14 protein-coding genes are annotated in these 17,568 nt (G+C 61.8%); 9 read left to right on the top strand and 5 right to left on the bottom strand.

Annotation, left to right across the window (positions count from 1 at the left end):
• Position 1 precedes the first annotated feature (1 nt).
• Both ACMAUO_RS07075 and ACMAUO_RS07070 read left to right on the top strand, forming a co-directional pair.
• Complete coding sequence (locus ACMAUO_RS07075; protein WP_420356214.1) at positions 2–775, top strand: cyclase family protein; 774 nt, start codon at positions 2–4, stop codon at positions 773–775.
• Between the two features lie 141 nt (positions 776–916).
• Complete coding sequence (locus ACMAUO_RS07070; RefSeq protein ID WP_420356213.1) at positions 917–3,220, top strand: oxidoreductase; 2,304 nt, start codon at positions 917–919, stop codon at positions 3,218–3,220.
• 55 nt (positions 3,221–3,275) lie between these two features.
• Here ACMAUO_RS07070 and ACMAUO_RS07065 read toward each other — a convergent pair whose 3' ends face one another.
• Entirely contained in the window at positions 3,276–4,910 is a 1,635-nt protein-coding gene (locus tag ACMAUO_RS07065; protein ID WP_420356212.1) for a phytoene desaturase family protein, read from the bottom strand.
• The gene (locus tag ACMAUO_RS07060; protein ID WP_420356211.1) at positions 4,907–6,112 is read right to left on the bottom strand and encodes an MFS transporter; all 1,206 of its coding nucleotides are present in this window, start codon (positions 6,110–6,112) and stop codon (positions 4,907–4,909) included. The genes ACMAUO_RS07065 and ACMAUO_RS07060 overlap by 4 nt, the downstream gene beginning before the upstream one ends.
• Before the next feature lie 232 nt (positions 6,113–6,344).
• Here ACMAUO_RS07060 and ACMAUO_RS07055 point away from each other — a divergent pair, with 232 nt between their 5' ends.
• The 6 genes from ACMAUO_RS07055 to ACMAUO_RS07030 all read left to right on the top strand — a co-directional run bounded on the left by ACMAUO_RS07055 (position 6,345) and on the right by ACMAUO_RS07030 (position 12,021).
• Positions 6,345–7,100 carry an SDR family NAD(P)-dependent oxidoreductase gene (locus ACMAUO_RS07055; RefSeq protein ID WP_420356210.1) on the top strand — a complete coding sequence of 252 codons (756 nt, stop codon included), beginning with the start codon at positions 6,345–6,347 and terminating at the stop codon, positions 7,098–7,100.
• 43 nt (positions 7,101–7,143) lie between these two features.
• Entirely contained in the window at positions 7,144–7,560 is a 417-nt protein-coding gene (locus ACMAUO_RS07050; protein WP_420356209.1) for a RidA family protein, read from the top strand.
• A gap of 185 nt (positions 7,561–7,745) precedes the next feature.
• Complete coding sequence (locus ACMAUO_RS07045; RefSeq protein ID WP_420356208.1) at positions 7,746–9,077, top strand: oxidoreductase; 1,332 nt, start codon at positions 7,746–7,748, stop codon at positions 9,075–9,077.
• Between the two features lie 175 nt (positions 9,078–9,252).
• Positions 9,253–10,365, top strand: coding sequence for an LLM class flavin-dependent oxidoreductase (locus tag ACMAUO_RS07040; protein WP_420356207.1), 1,113 nt, complete (start codon positions 9,253–9,255; stop codon positions 10,363–10,365).
• Between the two features lie 50 nt (positions 10,366–10,415).
• Entirely contained in the window at positions 10,416–11,114 is a 699-nt protein-coding gene (locus tag ACMAUO_RS07035; protein WP_420356206.1) for an EthD domain-containing protein, read from the top strand.
• A 103-nt stretch (positions 11,115–11,217) separates the two neighbouring features.
• A complete protein-coding gene (locus ACMAUO_RS07030) occupies positions 11,218–12,021 on the top strand; it encodes an MBL fold metallo-hydrolase (protein ID WP_420356205.1) in 804 nt (267 codons plus the stop codon).
• A gap of 349 nt (positions 12,022–12,370) precedes the next feature.
• Here ACMAUO_RS07030 and ACMAUO_RS07025 read toward each other — a convergent pair whose 3' ends face one another.
• Positions 12,371–12,493, bottom strand: a complete 123-nt coding sequence (locus ACMAUO_RS07025; RefSeq protein WP_420356204.1) for a hypothetical protein — start codon at positions 12,491–12,493, stop codon at positions 12,371–12,373.
• On the opposite strand from ACMAUO_RS07025, the gene ACMAUO_RS07020 reads away from it, so the two are divergent.
• Positions 12,492–14,636, top strand: coding sequence for a TonB-dependent receptor (locus ACMAUO_RS07020; RefSeq protein WP_420356203.1), 2,145 nt, complete (start codon positions 12,492–12,494; stop codon positions 14,634–14,636). The two genes, ACMAUO_RS07025 and ACMAUO_RS07020, sit on opposite strands and share 2 nt — an antisense overlap.
• A gap of 548 nt (positions 14,637–15,184) precedes the next feature.
• Here the strand turns inward: ACMAUO_RS07020 and ACMAUO_RS07015 are convergent.
• Positions 15,185–16,341, bottom strand: a protein-coding gene (locus ACMAUO_RS07015; protein WP_420357227.1) for an IS3 family transposase whose coding sequence is annotated in 2 segments (ribosomal slippage) — positions 15,185–16,053 and positions 16,053–16,341 — 1,158 coding nt in all. Because the reading frame shifts where the segments join, the coding sequence is not laid out codon by codon here.
• A 77-nt stretch (positions 16,342–16,418) separates the two neighbouring features.
• Positions 16,419–17,402 carry a helix-turn-helix domain-containing protein gene (locus ACMAUO_RS07010; protein WP_420356202.1) on the bottom strand — a complete coding sequence of 328 codons (984 nt, stop codon included), beginning with the start codon at positions 17,400–17,402 and terminating at the stop codon, positions 16,419–16,421.
• Positions 17,403–17,568: the final 166 nt, after the last annotated feature.

Raw genomic sequence — 17,568 nt, 5'->3', positions numbered from 1 at the left:
CATGACGATTCTTCAGCAACTGGCGAAGGCGATCGCAGAGGCCGCCATCGAGGTGGTCGACCTCACGCATACGCTCAGCGAGGATTTCCCGACGTTGCTCCTGCCCGAGCCGTTCGGACAGACCGCGGCATTCTCCACCGAACTGATCTCGCGTTATGACGAGCGCGGCGTGGCCTGGTATTGGCGCAATTTCACGGTAGGGGAGCATACGGGCACGCATTTCGATGCGCCCGCGCACTGGATCACGGGCCGGGACCTGGCAGAAAACACGGTCGACACCATCCCGCCCGCGCGCTTTGTCGCCGCGGCCTGCGTCATCGATTGCGCGCCCCAGGCCGCGGAGAATCCCGATTTTCTGCTCTCTGTTGCGGATATCGCGGTATGGGAGGACCAGCACGGCCGGATTCCGGCGCGAAGCTGGGTCCTGATGCGGACGGATTGGGGGCGGCGTACGGGCGACGCCTATGCCAATCGCGCGGCGGATGGCGCGCATACGCCCGGGCCATCGGCCGAGGCGATCCGTTTCCTGATCGAAGAGCGCGACATCCTCGGTTTCGGGACGGAGACGATCGGTACCGATGCGGGGCAGGGGGGCACGCTGACGCCGCCTTATCCCGCGCATACGCTGCTGCATGCGGCCGGTCGCTACGGGCTGCAATGCCTGACGGCGCTTGACCGCCTGCCGCCCACGGGCGCGGTCGTTCTGGCGGCTCCGCTGAAACTGCGCGACGGGTCGGGCAGTCCGCTGCGTGTCCTGGCGCTGGTGGAACGGTAGAGGGCGCGCCTCGAGCAGAATGCCCCATGCGGTGGGTCCGCATGAGGCGATTGCTGCCTAACAAGTTTATGTACGAAATATTTCGTCATGGATTGGAACAGGCGTCCTGCCGGGGCGCGGAACATGCAAAGGACGGCGCTCATGGATATCGTGGTGGTCGGCGGCGGCCCGGCCGGGCTTTACGCGGCGCTTCTCATCAAGCGTGACAGACAGGCAGCGCGCGTGCGCGTTTTCGAACGCAACGCGCGCGCGGATACGTTCGGGTTCGGTGTCGTGTTCAGCGACCAGACGCTCGACATTTTCGCCGCTGCCGATCGTCCGTCCTACGAGACGATCCGCGCGCGCTTCGCTTATTGGGACGATCTGGACATCGTGCTGCGCGGCAGGCAGTTCCGCGTTCCGGGCAATGGGTTCTGCGGCTTCGCGCGCAGGACATTGCTGGAAATCCTCTATGACCGGGCGGAGGCGCTGGGGGTGGAGATCCTTTTCGACCGGCAGGTGTCGGTCGGGGATTTCCCCGAAGCGGACCTGATCATCGCCGCCGACGGGATCAACAGCGCAACGCGCGAGGCCAATCGCGATCGTTTCGAGCCCGCGATCGACCTGCGGAGCAATCATTTCACCTGGCTGGGCAGCACGCGTCCGCTGGAAGGCTTCACCTTCTTTTTCAAGGAAATGCCCGAGGGCCTGTTCGTCGCCCATTGCTATCAGTACGAGCCCGAACGCAGCACCTGGGTCATCGAGGTCGATCAGGAGACGTTCATGCGCTGCGGTTTCGCCGACATGGCGGAACCGGACTACGTTGCCTATATCGAGAGGGTCTTCGCCGACGAACTGGCCGGTCACGCGCTGATCGCCAACCGCTCGATCTGGCGCCAGTTCCCGGCGATTCGCTGCCGGCACTGGTCGTTCGACAATGTCGTCCTTCTCGGCGATGCGAAATCGACGGCGCATTTCTCCATCGGCTCGGGCACCAAGCTGGCCATGGAAGATGCCATCGCCCTGCACAAGGCGGTGATCGAGACGGATGACATTGCGGGCGCGTTGGCCGCGTTCGAGCGTGACCGGCGGGACGAAGTGGAGCGTATCCAGCACGCGGCCGAGGTGTCGCTGGGCTGGTTCGAGCAGATGCGCCGTCACTGGATGCTGAACGACACGCGTTTCGCGTTTTCCCTGATGACTCGTTCCAAGGCGATTACCTGGGATGATCTGGCGCTGCGTGCGCCCGCCTTCATCGCCCAGGTCCAGGCGGATTTCGAGGCCGAGCAGCAGGCGGCCGGATTGCCGGTACGACCGGGCGTGGTGCCTGCCCTCCAGCCCTGGCGCCTGCGGGACATGACGCTGGCGAACCGGCTGGTGGTCTCGCCCATGTCCACCTATCGCGCGACGGACGGCGTGCCCGATGACTGGCATATCGTGCATTACGGTGGCTTCGCGCGCAGCGGGGCCGGGCTGATCTTTACCGAAATGACCGATATCGCACCCGATGCGCGTATCACGCCTGGTTGCTGCGGCCTGTATACCGACGCGCAGGAAGCAGCGTGGAAACGCATCGTCGATTTCATCCATGCCGAAGGCGAAAGCCGCGTCTGCTTGCAACTGGGCCATGCCGGGCGCAAGGGAGCCACGAAATGCCTGTGGGACGGCATGGACCAGCCGCTCGACGAGGGCGGATGGCCGCTGATCTCGGCTTCGGCCATCCCCTATCACCCGCATAGTGCCGTGCCGCGCGCCATGACCCGGGCGGACATGGATGCCGTGCTGGCGGATTTCGTGGCCGCTGCCCGGCGTGCCGTGCGCTGCGGGTTCGATATGCTGGAACTCCATTGCGCCCATGGCTATCTGCTCGCGAGTTTTCTCTCCCCGCTGACCAATCGGCGCGAGGATGATTATGGCGGCAGCCTTGCCAACCGTCTGCGCTATCCGCTGGAAGTGTTCCACGCCCTGCGCGCGGCGTGGCCGTCCGACCGCCCGATGTCCGTCCGGCTTTCCGCCACGGATTGGGAGGAAGGCGGTGTGTCGATGGACGACATGGTGGCGATCGCCGTCGCGTTCCGGGAGGCAGGGGTGGATCTGGTCGATGTTTCCACCGGCCAGACTACGCCACGCGCGCGTCCGGTCTTCGGGCGCATGTTCCAGGTTCCCTTCGCCGAGGAGATCCGGACCCGAGCGGATAGCCCGGTCATGTGCGTGGGCAATATCTCGACCATCGACCAGGCGAATACCATCCTGGCGGCGGGGCGCGCCGATCTGGTGGCGTTCGGGCGCCCGTTCCTCGCCGACCCGTCCCTCGTGCTGCGCGGTTACGGGCGCTACGGCGTGCAGGCGCCACGCCTGCCCGCGACGATGGGGCCCGGCCTTTTCGCGCTCTCCCGTCAGGAAGAACGTGGTTTCGCGGAGGAGCAGATCCTTCGCCAGCGGGGCCGCCCCCGTCGCCACGGATAGCGGAGGCGACTGCCGGGGGGCATGGCCGACGCCTCGCCGCCCGACGGCCGTGCCGTCAGGACGATGCCCGGCCGAGCATCCGGCCGAGGAAGGCGGTGCGCGACAGGATTTCCTGCGCGGCCAGATAACCCGACATGCCGCCAAGACCAGGGCCGGGATGCGTCGATGCGCCGATCCGCCACAGGCCACGCAAGACTGTGCGGTAATTCGTTTCCGTCGGAATCCCACGGTTGAGATGGAACTGATCGATTCCACAGGCACCGGAATAGGGATCGCCCTGTTCGAGATTGACGTTGCGCGCGGCAAGGTCGGCCGGAGACAGGATGGCCCGCGCCATGATTTGCCCACGCAGGCCCGGAATATGGGTTTCCAGGCGCGCAATGATGCGGTCCGCATAGGCTTCGGCCAGTTCCGCCGTCCATTGGCCGGAACATGAGGATGCCAGGGTACCGGCGGCATCGCCGATCGGGGCGAACGGCAGTTCCTGAAGCTGGATCCACAGGATGGAACGGCCGGCGGGGCAGCGGGACGGATCGGCATGGGCGGGCTGCCCGACCACGATCGTCGCCTCCGCCGGAAGCAGGCCGCGCTGTGCCTCGCCGGTCGCGCGCAGGACGCCGTCCAGCCCCGGCGTGATGTGCAGCAGCGCGACCCCGCCCAGCGCCGGATCCTGCCAGGCGGGCGGGGCGGCCAATGCCAGGTGGATCTGCATGCACCCCCGCCCGTAGCGATAGCGCGAGGCATGGCGGCGGGCCGTGTCCAGCGCCTTTGCTCCGGGGTCGAGCAGCCGCCCGTAAAGCTGGCCGGGCGTGACGTCGCAGACGACGCGGCGGGTCGCGAAGCGGCGCCCGTCGGCAAGGCAGACGCCTCGCGCCCGTCGCCCGTCATGCAGGACACGCGTGACCTCGGCGGCGCACGATACCGTCCCGCCGCGTTTTTCGATCATGCGGATCAGGGCCTTGACAAGTTCGTCGCCGCCGCCGGCGACGAGGGGGGCGCCGGCGGCCTCGATGGACAGGGTGATCGCCTTGCCGATCAGGCCCGACATCGGTTCATCAGGCGACTGCCCTGCATGCAGGATCCAGGGCGCGAGGAGCGCGCGCGTCAGATCGGAGCGGAAATCCCGCTCAAGCCATGCGCGCATCGGTTCGAGCAGGGGCGGGGCGAGGGCGCGCATGCCGCCGATTCCGTAACGGCGCAGGGCCCGCCAGGCCGTCAGTCCGGCCTGGGCGCCCAGGGGAGCGTTGCCCAGCATCCCGAAGACGAAAGGCGCATGCGCCAGCAGGTCGTCCATCGCCAAGGCATAGGCCGTGCCGTCTCCCTCCGACACCGCATTGAGGCGCGAGACGTTCTCCGGTCGCGAACGCGTCAGGATCAGGCTCCTGCCGTCGGGCAGTACGGTCGCGGTGGGCCATTCCGCATTGACGAAAGCGACACCGAGCGCACGCAGTTCGGCTTCCCAGCGCGGGAAATGCGGCGAGGTGACGAAGAGGGGCCAGGACATGGCCATCATGTCGTGGCGGAAGCCGGGCAACGTCGCTTCCTGCGTATCCACGCATCCGCCGGGCTTTGCGCGGCGTTCGAGGACCAGGACCTTCTGGCCCGCGTCGGCCAGCGTCAGGGCGCAGATGAGGGCGTTGATGCCGCTGCCGACAAGGACCGTATCGTAGCGGGTCGAAGCGTGGCTCATGAGGGGCGTTTCGTCAAATCTTGTTGTTGCTGGGGGATGAAAAGGCAGAGGCAGGCCGACAGGGTGAACAGGGCGGCGAAACATTCGACGACACGGGCGATGTTGCCCGAGGTGAGCTGGAGGATGGCGCCGGCAATGAACGGCCCCCCGATCGCGCCAAGGCGGGCAATCCCCAGGATCGGGCCGATCGCCGCGGCCCGGCTGTGCGGCGGGAACCATGATGCGGCATAGCCCGTCAGGACGAGGGAACTGGCTACCGAGGCATATCCGGCAACGCAGACAGCCGCGAGTGTCAGGCCCGGCGACATGGGGTGACGAAGAAAGACCGTCGCGAGCGCGCCGCTGAGAAAGGAGAGGAAAAGAATGCGCCGTGTGCCGAAACGGTCTGCGAGCCAGCCGCAGGCAACGCCGCCGAATGCGCTGGACAGGCTGAACATCGCCAGGAAACGCAGGCTTGATCCGATTCCCCGGCCCTGCATGGCTAGCAGCGTCGGCAACCATGTGCCCAGCCCATAGATGAGAAACAGGCCGATCAGCAGCGTCGCGCTGAAACTGCACCCCGCCCGGAGCGCGCGCCGGGAATGCAGGCCTCCATTGGCAGCGGGAGAAAAGACCCTGCGCGAAGCCACCTGGCGTGTTCGCAGAAACGCGGGGGATTCGGGCAGAAAGGCGACCAGCACCGGTAGAAGCACGCAGGGCGTGCCGCCGATTAGGAACAGGGTATGCCAGTTGCCGGACCTGACAAATGGAATGGCGATCAAGGCGGCGGAAAGCATGCCGATGCTGTAGCCGGAATACATGATGGCATAATTGCGCGAGGCATGACGGGGTGGAGAATGTTCCGTTGTCAGCGCAGCCGCGCAGGGAAGCGCCGCCCCCATGCCCAGGCCCGCGATCGCGCGCCACAGGGCGAGGGCCGGGAGCGTGGCAACCCATGCGCAGGCGAGGGTCGCCACGCAGAACAGCGCGAAGGCCCCGATCAGGACGGGCTTGCGGCCCAGATGCTGCGCCAGCCTGCCGCCTAGCGGCGACCCCATGAACATCCCGACCAGTGCGGCGCTGGAAACGGCGCCGAGCGTGGTGGCATCGGCGGCGAAGGCCGGTGTCCTGCGAAAGACGAGCAGCACGCCTCCCATGATGCCCATGTCATAGCCTTCCGCGCAGATGACGCTGCCGCACAAGGCGATGGTGGACCAGGTCAATGCTGATGGCTGCGGCTCATCCGGACCGGCGCGGAGACCCGCGGATGAGCAACCGGTATCTGTCATGCCGACCTGTCCGGGCTGTATCGTCTTTTGATCGATGGCAATGTTGAGTTGAGGATTCTGCCGAGTCAAACAAATTTAGAGCCTGACCGAAAAAATCCCGATTGGTGTTGATGGCAATATATTTTATGCATAAGATACATCCTGCGTGATGCGCTGAGGGGACGGAATGAACCCAAGACATGTAATGATCACCGGCGGGTCCCGCGGGATTGGACGCGCCATCGCGCGCCATTTCGCGCATGCCGGCGACCGGGTCACGATCCTTGGACGTGATCGTGCGACGCTCGATCACGTCGTCGAGGCTGGAGATGCGTCTCTGGCCGTCGTGGGGAATGTGACGTCGGAAGATTCGATGCAGCGTGCGCTGGATGCGGCCGTGGCGCAGGCGGGCGAGGTCGAGGTGCTGGTCAACAACGCAGGCGGAAGTGCAAGCGCCCCTTTTATCCAGACCACGACGGATGATTTCCGGAATGCCTTCACGCTCAATACCCTTTCGGCTGTCTGGCTGTGTCATCAGGTCCTGCCGGGCATGGTTGGCAGGGGGGGCGGGCGTATCGTGAATGTCGCTTCGACCGCGGCTCTCAAGGGATATGCCTATGTCGCGCCCTATGTCGTGGCCAAGCATGCCTTGCTGGGCCTGACCCGCGCGCTTGCGCTGGAATATGCGCGGCATGGTGTGACGATCAACGCGGTCTGCCCCGGTTTTACCGACAGCGACCTGGTCGCCGACAGCATTGCGCGGGTAGCGGGAAAGACCGGACGAGATCCTGAGGCGGTACGCACCGATTTCGCACGTTTCAATCCGCGCGGCCACCTGAACACGGTCGATGAGGTGGCCGTCGCGGTTGCATTTCTGTGCGGACGCGACGCCGGGGCGATCAATGGCATCGCCCTGCCAGTAGCCGGTGGTGAAGTCACCTGATCCTGCTGCGGAAAATGAGAAACAGAACGACGGGTACGAAATCATGGATGTCAGGGAAATGGACGGATCGGGACACCGCGCTCTTCTGCCGGAAGGATGGGCGCCCCCGCGCGGCTATTCCCATGCGGTCAGTGCGACGGGACGCATATTGGTCACAGGCGGCCAGATCGGCATCCGTCCGGACGGGACGATGGAGGACGGTTTCCTGGCCCAGTGCGCGCGTGTGCTCGAGAATATCGCCTGTCTTCTGCGCGAAGGCGGGGCGCATCCTGAACATCTCGTACGCCTGACATGGTATGTGACGGATATCGAGGCCTATACGAGTCAGCTTCGGCCGCTGGGGGTGATTTACCGGCGGATCATGGGAAAGAATTTTCCGGCCATGGCTCTTGTGCAGGTGGTCCGCCTTGTCGAACCGAAGGCGCTGGTCGAGATCGAGGCGACAGCGATCATACCGTAAATATAGCGGGCATTTCGACGACTGCCTGAAAGGAGCGCAAGATGTGGAAGCCGGCCCCGCGCCTCCAATGGTTGCCAGACCCGGTCGTGCCGTCCACTCCCGAGGCGGTGTCTCGCGCGCGCGTTTTCTCGCCCCTTCGGGCCGGACGATTATCGCTTGACACGCGCAGCTGGTTTCCGGCGGTCGTGAGCTGGCGCGCCGAGGCGGACGGGTCCGTCGGGCAGGATACCCTCGCCTGGTACGAACGGATCGCCCTCGGGCGACCGGGTGCGATCGTCATCGAGGCATCCGGCATCAGGGATATCCCAAGCGGACCACTTCTGCGCATATCGGACGACCGTTTTATCGAAGGATTGAGCCGGCTTGTGCGCGCGATCCGTGCGGCCAGTGATGGGCAGACACGGGTCTTTATCCAGATCATCGATTTCCTCGCCATTCGCCGTCGCCCTGATCCTCGTCGTTATTTCTCCGACTTCCTCGTCCTGCGCGACGAACATCGCAAGGCTATGGGTACGGGGGATGATACGGATGTCCGGGCGCGTCTTGCCGCGCTGCCGCCGGAAGAACTGCGCGAAGTCCTGTCGGCCAGCGAATGGCGCGATCTGAACTGGGGCGCGCGCGAGCGCGTGACCGACATCGCGCAAGCCGCCATCCGCGACCTGCCCCTGCATCTGCCCGGACTTTTCGCGCGGGCTGCATGCCGGGCGGAGGCGGCGGGATGCGATGGCGTCGAATTGCATTATGCCCACGCCTATACGATGGCGTCGTTTCTGTCCGCGACAAATACCCGAACCGACGGATGGGGCGGGTCGCTGGAAGGACGTGTCCGCCTGCCCGTGGACGTCATTCGTGCAACACGCCAGGCAGTCGGCGACGGCTTCTCCGTGGGGTGCCGGATGCTCTCCGACGAATGTATCGAGGGCGGCACGACGGTCGAGGAGGCGATCTGGATCGCTACCCGCCTTGGCGAGGCCGGGCTCGATTTTCTGTCGCTTTCGCGGGGCGGCAAGTTTGACGATGCCGCCCAGCCAAAAATCGGCGAGGCCGCCTATCCGTACACGGGACCGAGTGGTTACGAGTGTATTCCCCATGCGATTTCCGACGAGCGGGGACCGTTCGGGCGGAACATCGAGGCCTCGCGGCGTATCCGGTCGGCTTTGCGCGTGGCAGGGCTCGACTTGCCGGTCGTCTGCGCTGGCGGCGTGCACTCCCTCGACAGGGCGGAGCGAATGCTGCGGAGCGATGTCTGCGATATCGTCGGCAGCGCCAGGCAGTTCATGGCCGATCCGGACTGGCTGGAGAAGATTCGCAAGGGCGAAGGCGGGTGCGTTCGCGTCTGCACCTATACCAATTATTGCGAAGGGCTCGATCAGAAGCACAAGCAGGTGACATGCCGCCTGTGGGATCGCGAGCGGCTTGACGCCCCGAATGTGCGTCTGGCAGCCGATGGAAAGAGGCGGCTGGAATGCCCCGTTGTCACGTCCGGGGACCAGGCGGTGAATGACCGTCGGCCGTAGGGCATGCATGGAAATATTTCGTTATTAGATCGGAATTTCGTGTGGGATTATCTTCTGCATAAAATTTATTGTCTCAAGTTAAATCGTCGCATCGGATCGCCATGGACGAGGTCGAAATATCCCGCAAGCCGTTGTGGCATCGGATGTTCAGCGGCATTGTTTCAAGGAAGAAGATATGAGAACTCTCGTCAAATCATTGAATGACGGCCAGTTCCTTCTGGGCAGTTTCGCCACGAACTGCTCGGGCGGCATGTCGCCGACGAAGATCGCCAATCGTTGGAGTGCCAGTTGGGAGGACAATCTCCGGCTGGCCCGGTTGCTCGACGACGCGGGAATAGACTTCATGCTGCCGATCGCGCGCTGGATCGGATATGGCGGCGAGACGGATTTTCATGGCAGCGTACTCGAACCCGTCGCATGGGCCGGAGGGCTGTTGAGCGCAACGCGCCGGATCAGTGTGTTCTCGACGATTCAGGTCGTGGCAAGTCATCCGGTCGTCATGGCCAAACAGATCGCGACACTCGATCAGATGGGTGGGGGCGGTCGGGCAGGGCTGAACATCGTCGCGGGCTGGAACGAGCCCGAGTACCGCGCCCTCGGCCTCACGCTGCCGGAGGGCCATGAGGAGCGATATGCATATGCCCAGGAATGGTTCGACATCGTCCAGGCGCTCTGGACATCCGAAGAGCCGTTTGACTGGAACGGAGAGAATTTCCAGCTCTCTGGGGTCTATGGAAAGCCCGGGCCGTTCGACGGCCGACCGCCGATCTTCAATGCCGCGGGATCGGCCGAAGGTCGGCGGTTCGCCCTCAGGAACGCCGATTTCCTGTTTACACCGGCGATCGACATCGAACGCTCCAAAATGGAGATTGCCGGGCTGAATGCGACAGCGAAGGAAATGGGACGCGATGTCAGGGTATTGACGTTCAGCCATGTCGTCTGCCGCCCGACAGAGGCGGAGGCACGGGATTATGTCCGGTATTTTGTCGATGAAAATGGCGATGGCGAGGCCGTCGACAATCTGGTTCGTCTGCAGTTCGCCCATGCCCAATCCTTCCCCCATGATCTGCTGAAGCTTATCCGCGACCGGATGGCGATGGGTCATGGTGGTTTTCCGCTTGTGGGAACGCCGGAGCAGGTTGCGGAGGGCATCGCGGCGCTCGCGCAAGCGGGATTCAGCGGAACGACATTGTCTTTCGTCGATTATGTCGAGGAATTTCCTTATTTCCGGGACACTGTTCTTCCGCTCCTGAAGCAGATGGGAATTCGCCTGCCCAGCACGGCATGAGGCAGTGCGCACCGCAGAAGCAGAACGTGATTCCGAGCTGGAGGAAGCTGATGTTCGCCTATTTTCTTTCCATTCCCGGGACGGGGTCATCGATGTCCGGCGCCGCCGGTTGCCATGTGCTCTCACGGAGCCTGACCGTGAGCTCCGTCCCCGGAATGAAGGGCGGATTGCTGTTCGTGCCGGGTGAAGCCGAGGATCGGCATCTCCAGAGCGCGTCGACACCGGCGCTGGTCGTCGAATTGTGGTTCGACGCTCTCGCAGACCTCGAACTGTTCGCGGCATGGGATGGGATGACGGAATGGCTTGCGCTCGCGGATATTGACAGTGGGCCGGAACGCATTGTGACGGAGCAGGCGATGGCGCTTCGCGCACTTCCCATGCGCACTCGTCGCAGCCTTGAACCGGAAGAGGCGGGATTCAGCTACGTGGTATCCTATGAGGGGGAGGCAGAGGACGAGATCCGGTGGATCAATCACTATCTTTCCAGTCATGTTCCCCTGCTTTCGACCTTGCCGGGCCTTCGGGATGGTGATGTCTGCACCCGTGTAACATGGAACAGTCCCATGAGGGCGGGCTGGAAACGCGGCGCCGCGCTTTTGCGCAACCGCGTGACGTTCGAGAATGCGGAGGCACTGACAGCGGCATTGCATTCTCCGGTTCGTGACGAGCTGGGCCGGGATTCGATGCGTTTCCCGCCATTTTCCGGTCACGCTCCGCATGTGCCGATGCACAGCTACGCGCTGGCATGAAACAGATACGATCCCCCGCCCGATACCGGGGAGGGCCGGTCCGGGATACGGGGGCCTGGTGCCGACGGAGGTAGCGGTGCATTCCGGAACCAGGGAAAACAGGGTGGCGCCACGACGGTATCTGGAGGCCGTTCCCGAATACGGGCGCCCGCTGATCGAAGCGCCCGGATTGTTGCGTGTCGTGGCCCGGAATCCCGGCCCGATGACGTATCACGGGACCAATACGTGGCTGGTGGAAGGCAAGGGTGGGTGGATTGTTATCGATCCGGGGCCCGATGATCCATACCATCGCCAAGCGGTCCTGGATGTGTGCGACGGCCGGATCGGCGCCATCCTGGTAACGCATGCCCATGAGGATCATGATGGGGGATCGGTTGCGCTTTCGCACATGGCAGACGCGCCGCTCCATGGCGGGCGGTTCGGGACGCCACTGACGGATGGCGCTGTTCTTCACGGCGTACAGGTGATTGACACGCCCGGTCACACCATGGACCATGCCTGTTTCGATTTGGGCAACGGATGTCTGCTCGCAGGCGATCACATCATGGGCTGGTCGACATCCGTCGTCATGAGGGCGCCGCATGGGAGCATGGCGGCCTACCTGGAAAGCCTGATGAAAGTGCGGTCCGGCGAATACGGGCGTATCTTCGGCGCGCACGGCCCGGCGGTCACCGAGCCGGATTCCTTCATTGATGGCCTGCTGAGTGCGCGACGCCGCAAGATCGAGCAGATGCATGCGCTGCTGACGACGGAATGGCAGACCGACATGGCATTGGCGGTCCGGCTCTATCCGGATCTGGCGAACGCGTTGCGTCCGGCCGCGACGGAAATGACGGTTGCCATGTTGGAGCAGGCCGAGGCGGCCGGGCGGGTGGTCCGGGGACCAGAGGGCTGGAAAATATCCTGAATGCAGGGATTTTCCCGTTCCATGACGATGGCGGCATGCGCCGTCCGCTCGGAGCCGTCGATGCGACGCACCGCAGGAACATCGGCGATCTCGTCCTCCAGAGTCGGTGCGGGGATAAAATATCTTTGGCCAAAAATAATTCTTGTTCGGAACGAAAAAATTAGCTTTGTTATGATAACTTCATACCTAAAGTATTTTTGGGGATGCCCGACAGGGAGACGCGAATGTATCCGAGTTCAAAGCGGCCGCTGTGTTTCGTTCGTACCGGGACGGTGCTGGCCTGTTTTTCTGTAACAATGGCCACCGGCACCCCTGCGCCCGCAGCGACTCCGGCCGCTCCAACTACTGTTCACAAGGTGAAGAAGGCATCGGCGGCTCCGGCGAGGAAAGCTCCGGCAGCGGCTGCCGCGAAGCCGGCCGCCGCCACGCCCGTGACGAAAAAGGTGCCCCCGGCCGCGCCCGAGGAGATCATGGTCGGTGCCCAGCGCCGCCTGCAGCGCGCGCAGAATGTCGGGATCGTGGTCAATACCTATTCCGGAACGGAATTGCGTGAGCGGCAGATCAATAATAGCGCGGATATCGGGCGCACGACACCCGGTGTGTTCGTTTCGGCATCTGACGGTGGACAATTTGCCGCTTTTTCAATTCGCGGCGTCACGCAGAACGATATTACGGACGGCGTCGAACCGCCTGTCGCCGTCTATGTCGACGATACCTACGTTCCGAGCATCCAGGGACAGAGTTTCGGCCTTTTTGATTTGACGAACGTTGAGATTCTCAAGGGGCCGCAGGGGACCCTGTTCGGGCGCAATGCGACTGGCGGTCTTGTCAATTTCAATATCGCGAAGCCGACCGACTATCTGAGCGGCTATATCAACGCCACCTACGGTGCCTATAACCAGGCCAAGGTCGAAACCGCGGTCGGCGGCCCGGTTGCCAGGCACCTCGAAGGGCGTGTCTCGTTCCTCTATAAAAGGAACGATGGATTCATGACGAACGAATATCCCGGCAAGCCGAATCTTGGCGGCGACGACACGGTTGGGGGGCGCCTGCAACTCCAGTCGCAGGTCACCGACAACCTGAAGATCCGCCTGACGGGATCGGGCATGCGCAGCAACGATTCGTCCTCGCCCTATAACACCTATGCGTCTACACCGGTGAGCGACGCGGAAGGCAGGACCACCAATAGCCTGTTTTCCAGTGGAAAGACCGGTCTGGGCTATTACGGGCAGCCGGCCGGGAAATTCGCGACGTCGAGCGACTTCGCCTGCGCCTCCTGCAACCAGGTCCGTCTGTATGATGCCGCGCTGCATATCGATTACGATCTGGGCAATACGACCATCAGTTCCGTGACGGATTTCAAGCGGATGACGAAGCAGTTCTTCATGGATGCCGATTCGTCGCCTTCGAATTTTGTGAATGTCGGCCAGGCGGCACAGCAGAATGCTGTCTGGCAGGAATTGCGTGCCACTGGCCATTTCGACAAATTGATCTGGAACGCGGGAGCGAACTTCCTGTATATCGATACCCACTCCCAAGCGGGATATCTGGCGCCTGAAGATAGCCTTTACGCGCTTGGTAACGGATTTGAGGGAACTGGGATCGACGACATCAACCAGACCCATTTGAGGGATCGGTCCTTCTCCGAATTCGCCCAGTTCGAATACAAGATCACGCCCAAACTGACGGCTACAGTCGGTGGCCGGATCATCGAGGAACATCAGAATTATCACCTGACGTCAGACCGGTTTCTCAGTGCCAATCCCTATTCCATCAACGTCACGGATTATTATGCCACCCTGCAGAATCCCTATGCGGATACGCGTGGCAATACTCTATGGTCGGCGAAGTGGGCGTTGAATTACCAGATGACCAAAGACGTACTGTTTTACGCCAATGTCAGCCGCGGTACGAAAGTCGGCAACTTCAACGACAAATATTATGATCCCGCTTCGTCGTTGCCGGCTTCCCAGGTCGCTTACAAGCCGGAAACGCTTTGGGATTACGAGGGCGGCATCAAGTCGAGCTTCCTCCATGATCGTATCATGTTCAATCTCTCTGGATATTATTACGATTATCAGAATTACCAGGCCTATACGTTCGCCAATGCCTCGGGTTACGTCCAGAACCGGAACGCGACGATGTATGGCGGGGAGTTCATGTGGGGGTTCCGGCCCTTGAAAGGGTGGACCGTCACGGCAGGCCTGTCTCTGCAGCACGCCACGATTCACGACCTGGCCATCGCTCCCGGTCTATACAGGAACACGCAGCCCAGCTTCATGCCGCAGCGCCAGTTCACCGCCCGTTCGGACTACAGATTCCCCTTCACGGTCGGTGGGGGTACCTTGAACTGGGGGATCGACGTCTACAGCCAGTCGTCCTTCTTCACGAATGTGCGGAACTTCTCTTCCCAGCGCCTGAACGGATACAATATCTTCGGCTCGCAGCTGACCTGGAAGCATCCCTCGGGCTGGTCGTTCGAGGCCAATGTCGCCAACATCTTCGACAAGCGCTACGGTATCACCTCCTACGACCTCTCGACGATCTGCGGATGCAGCGAAATCGCCTACGGCATGCCCCGTTGGTGGGGGGTAACCGTCGGTTATCACTTGTAATGGGTTCTTTTCTTTCCGTGCGTGACCTGTCCGTGTCAGGCCTTCCGGATGGGGCACATCCGCCTAAAGACCTTCACCGCAATGCAGATGTCGGGCGTAATGCTCTCGACCAGGCGGCGCCATCATCGGGATGCCGGTAAGGTCACACCGAATCGTTAGTCTTACTGAGTCACGAAAGCGCTCTGTGGGGATTCGCGGGCAGTTTGATTGTGATAGGCTTCTGACTCACAGCGATGGATCGGCGCCATGGTGAGCGAGGACGGTAGCGATACGGCGGCATTTGATAGGTATCTGGACGCGCTGATCGAGGTCATGGGACACGCCGATCGGGCGGAGCCGCTGGCGGCGGCTACGGCGCCAGCGCGCGTTTCGGCCCAGCACCCTGGTTGGACGTCGCGTTGATGGCGCGCGTTCGTGACTGGGCCTTGCCGCGCATGATCGAGCGTGGCAGGGCGATCACGGCATGGATTGTCGTGAAGTGGTCCCCGTCATGAGGACCACGGGTGGCCAAATTTAAGTTGGAGAGCGTGGCCCGGTTGATCCTTTTTTCAGGCGACCATCCTATCCACAGGCGTCGCCGCAGCCCGGCTTTCCTCCCAGACTGCCATCGGCGTGCGGTAGCCGAGCGCCTGATGCAAGCGCGCCCGATTGTAAAAGTCGAACCATTCGGCGATGCCTGCCTTCGCCTCGCGCCCGTCGGCATACCCCTTCAGGTAGATGTCCTCGTGTTTGAGCGAGCGCCAGAGCCGCTCGATGAAGACATTATCCATCCAGCGCCCCCTGCCGTCCATCGAGATCCGGATGCCTGCCTGGTGCAGCGCGCCGGCAAAGGCGCCGCTGGTGAACTGCGAACCCTGATCCGTGTTGAAAATCTCCGGTTTTCCATGACGGGCCAGGGCATCTTCCTGTGCCAGAAGGCAAAAGCCCGTGTCCATCGTGTTCGACAGCCGCCACGCCAGAACAGCCCGGCTGTGCCAGTCGATGATCGCCACCAGATACAGGAAGCCCCGACCGATCGGGATAGAGGTGATATCCGAGGCCCAGACCTGGTTCGCGCGATCGATCACCAGATCCCGCAGCAGATACGGATAGATCTTGTGTCCCGGACCCGGGATCGTCGTCCCGGGCTTCGGGCCCAGGGCTGCGATCCCTATCTTGCGCATCAGGCGGCGGACGCGCTTGCGGTTCACCAGATGCCCTTCCGCCCGCAGCATCACCGTCATCCGCCGAGAGCCCAGAAACGGCCAGGCCAGAAACAGCTCGTCGATCCGGCGCATCAGCGCCAGATCATTGTCGTTGACCGCCTGCGGCTTGCGATAAACGCCCGAACGCGCCAGGCCGAGCAGCGCACATTGCCGCCGCAGCGACAGCCCACCTCCCTCGCGGACGAGCAGTCCTCGACGGTCCGACACGCTCATCTTCCGGACCTCGACGCTAAAAAATCCCGCTCCACCGTCAATTGCCCGATCTTCGCATACAGATCGTCAATCCGCTTCTGCGCCGCGCGCTCCGCGTCCTGACCCACCGTCGCGTCAAACGCCCGCGCCGCCTGTTCCTGCAACTGCTTCTTCCAGGCGTAAATCTGGTTCGGGTGAACCTCATAGCGCTGTGCAAGGTCCGTCACCGTCACATCCCCACGGATCGCCTCCAGCGCAATCTGCGCCTTCAACGCCCCGTCCAGCTTCCGTCTCGTCTTCTTCGTCATCATCGCTCCATCATATGACAGAGCCTCGCGTTTCCAACTTAAGGGCCGGTCCCATTTTCGGGGATCATTTCAATTTCTTATCTGCGACGTAGTGTCTGCAAAGGATTTAGTCCAAATCGCTTGCGATATGCAGTGGCCATTGCACTCATGTTGATATAACCCAAAGACTTGGCGATCGAAGAGACCGTTTCACCCGGAGGCGCCTCAATGAGAGCCTTGTGCAGGGTTTCGAGTCTTCTCGCCTGCATGAAACTATGGGGCGTTATGCCGCGGAATTCTCGGAAACCGGAAGACAAGCTGCGTGCGCTAATACCTAATTGTGCCGCAATATCCAAAATAGTAGGATTCTGTTTCACCTGTAGAATCATCAATTTTTCCGCATCACGTACATAGCGCGGAGCAGCCGAACGCGCTCCGCTTTCAAGACCGAGTCCCGCCCCGTTTGCCCAATTGTGCAATAGATCGATACAAAGTAACTCGTTGGCTTTTTTTAAAATGACTTCATCATGTTTGGAGGATGCGGAGACCGATTGGATCGTATAATCCAGGAGGGAAAGCCAGGCAGATCCCGCGCCTCCGAAAACTATACGCTTTTTCCAGAAATCATCGTCTGGAATAAAACCATACCATCGTTCCGAAATTACCTCCATCAAACTATGTGGTATCGTTATGTTAAGTTGAAGATCATCCCCGCTGGCTATATTCCAATAATCCGTCCGACTGCTGTCAACGACGTAGCTTTCTCCTGTTCTCGTGTCGGAATAACTTTGATCTGTAAGTGGATGACGGACATTGCCGCGTAATGTATTGACAACAATGATATTTCCCGCCTTGGGGTCGAAATTCTCAACTCGCGTCGGAACCCCGAAGCAAAAACGGCTGAATGTTATATCATTGCATTGCAGACGTTTAAGAACGGCATTGGGCGAAGACCCTTTGATTAAAGGGATGGCCTCAAGAGGGGCGTATGTTAGACCGCAGAACGAACGGGCTACGTCCCATTCCCGCGTGTCTTCACGGCAGTAGAAAGAGTTTTCATCTTCCAGAGCTTTATCGAGCATACCGCACCTCCAGAACGCCAAGCTGCGACATATTATTGTACGAACATATAGATAAGGCTTCCAAGGGAGCGCAATAGCCGCCTTGTTCAAATGAACGTTAGATAGAAGCTTCCTCCGGAACTTGTTGCAATTTTTCCTGCCACCTCATCCTTTAGTACGGAATTTC

This window comes from Gluconacetobacter brunescens (genome assembly GCF_048695475.1).
In the GTDB taxonomy this organism is placed as follows: Bacteria; Pseudomonadota; Alphaproteobacteria; order Acetobacterales; family Acetobacteraceae; genus Gluconacetobacter.
The sequence above is the reverse complement of the archived record's forward strand: the minus strand, read 5'-3'. Positions and strand labels throughout refer to the sequence as shown.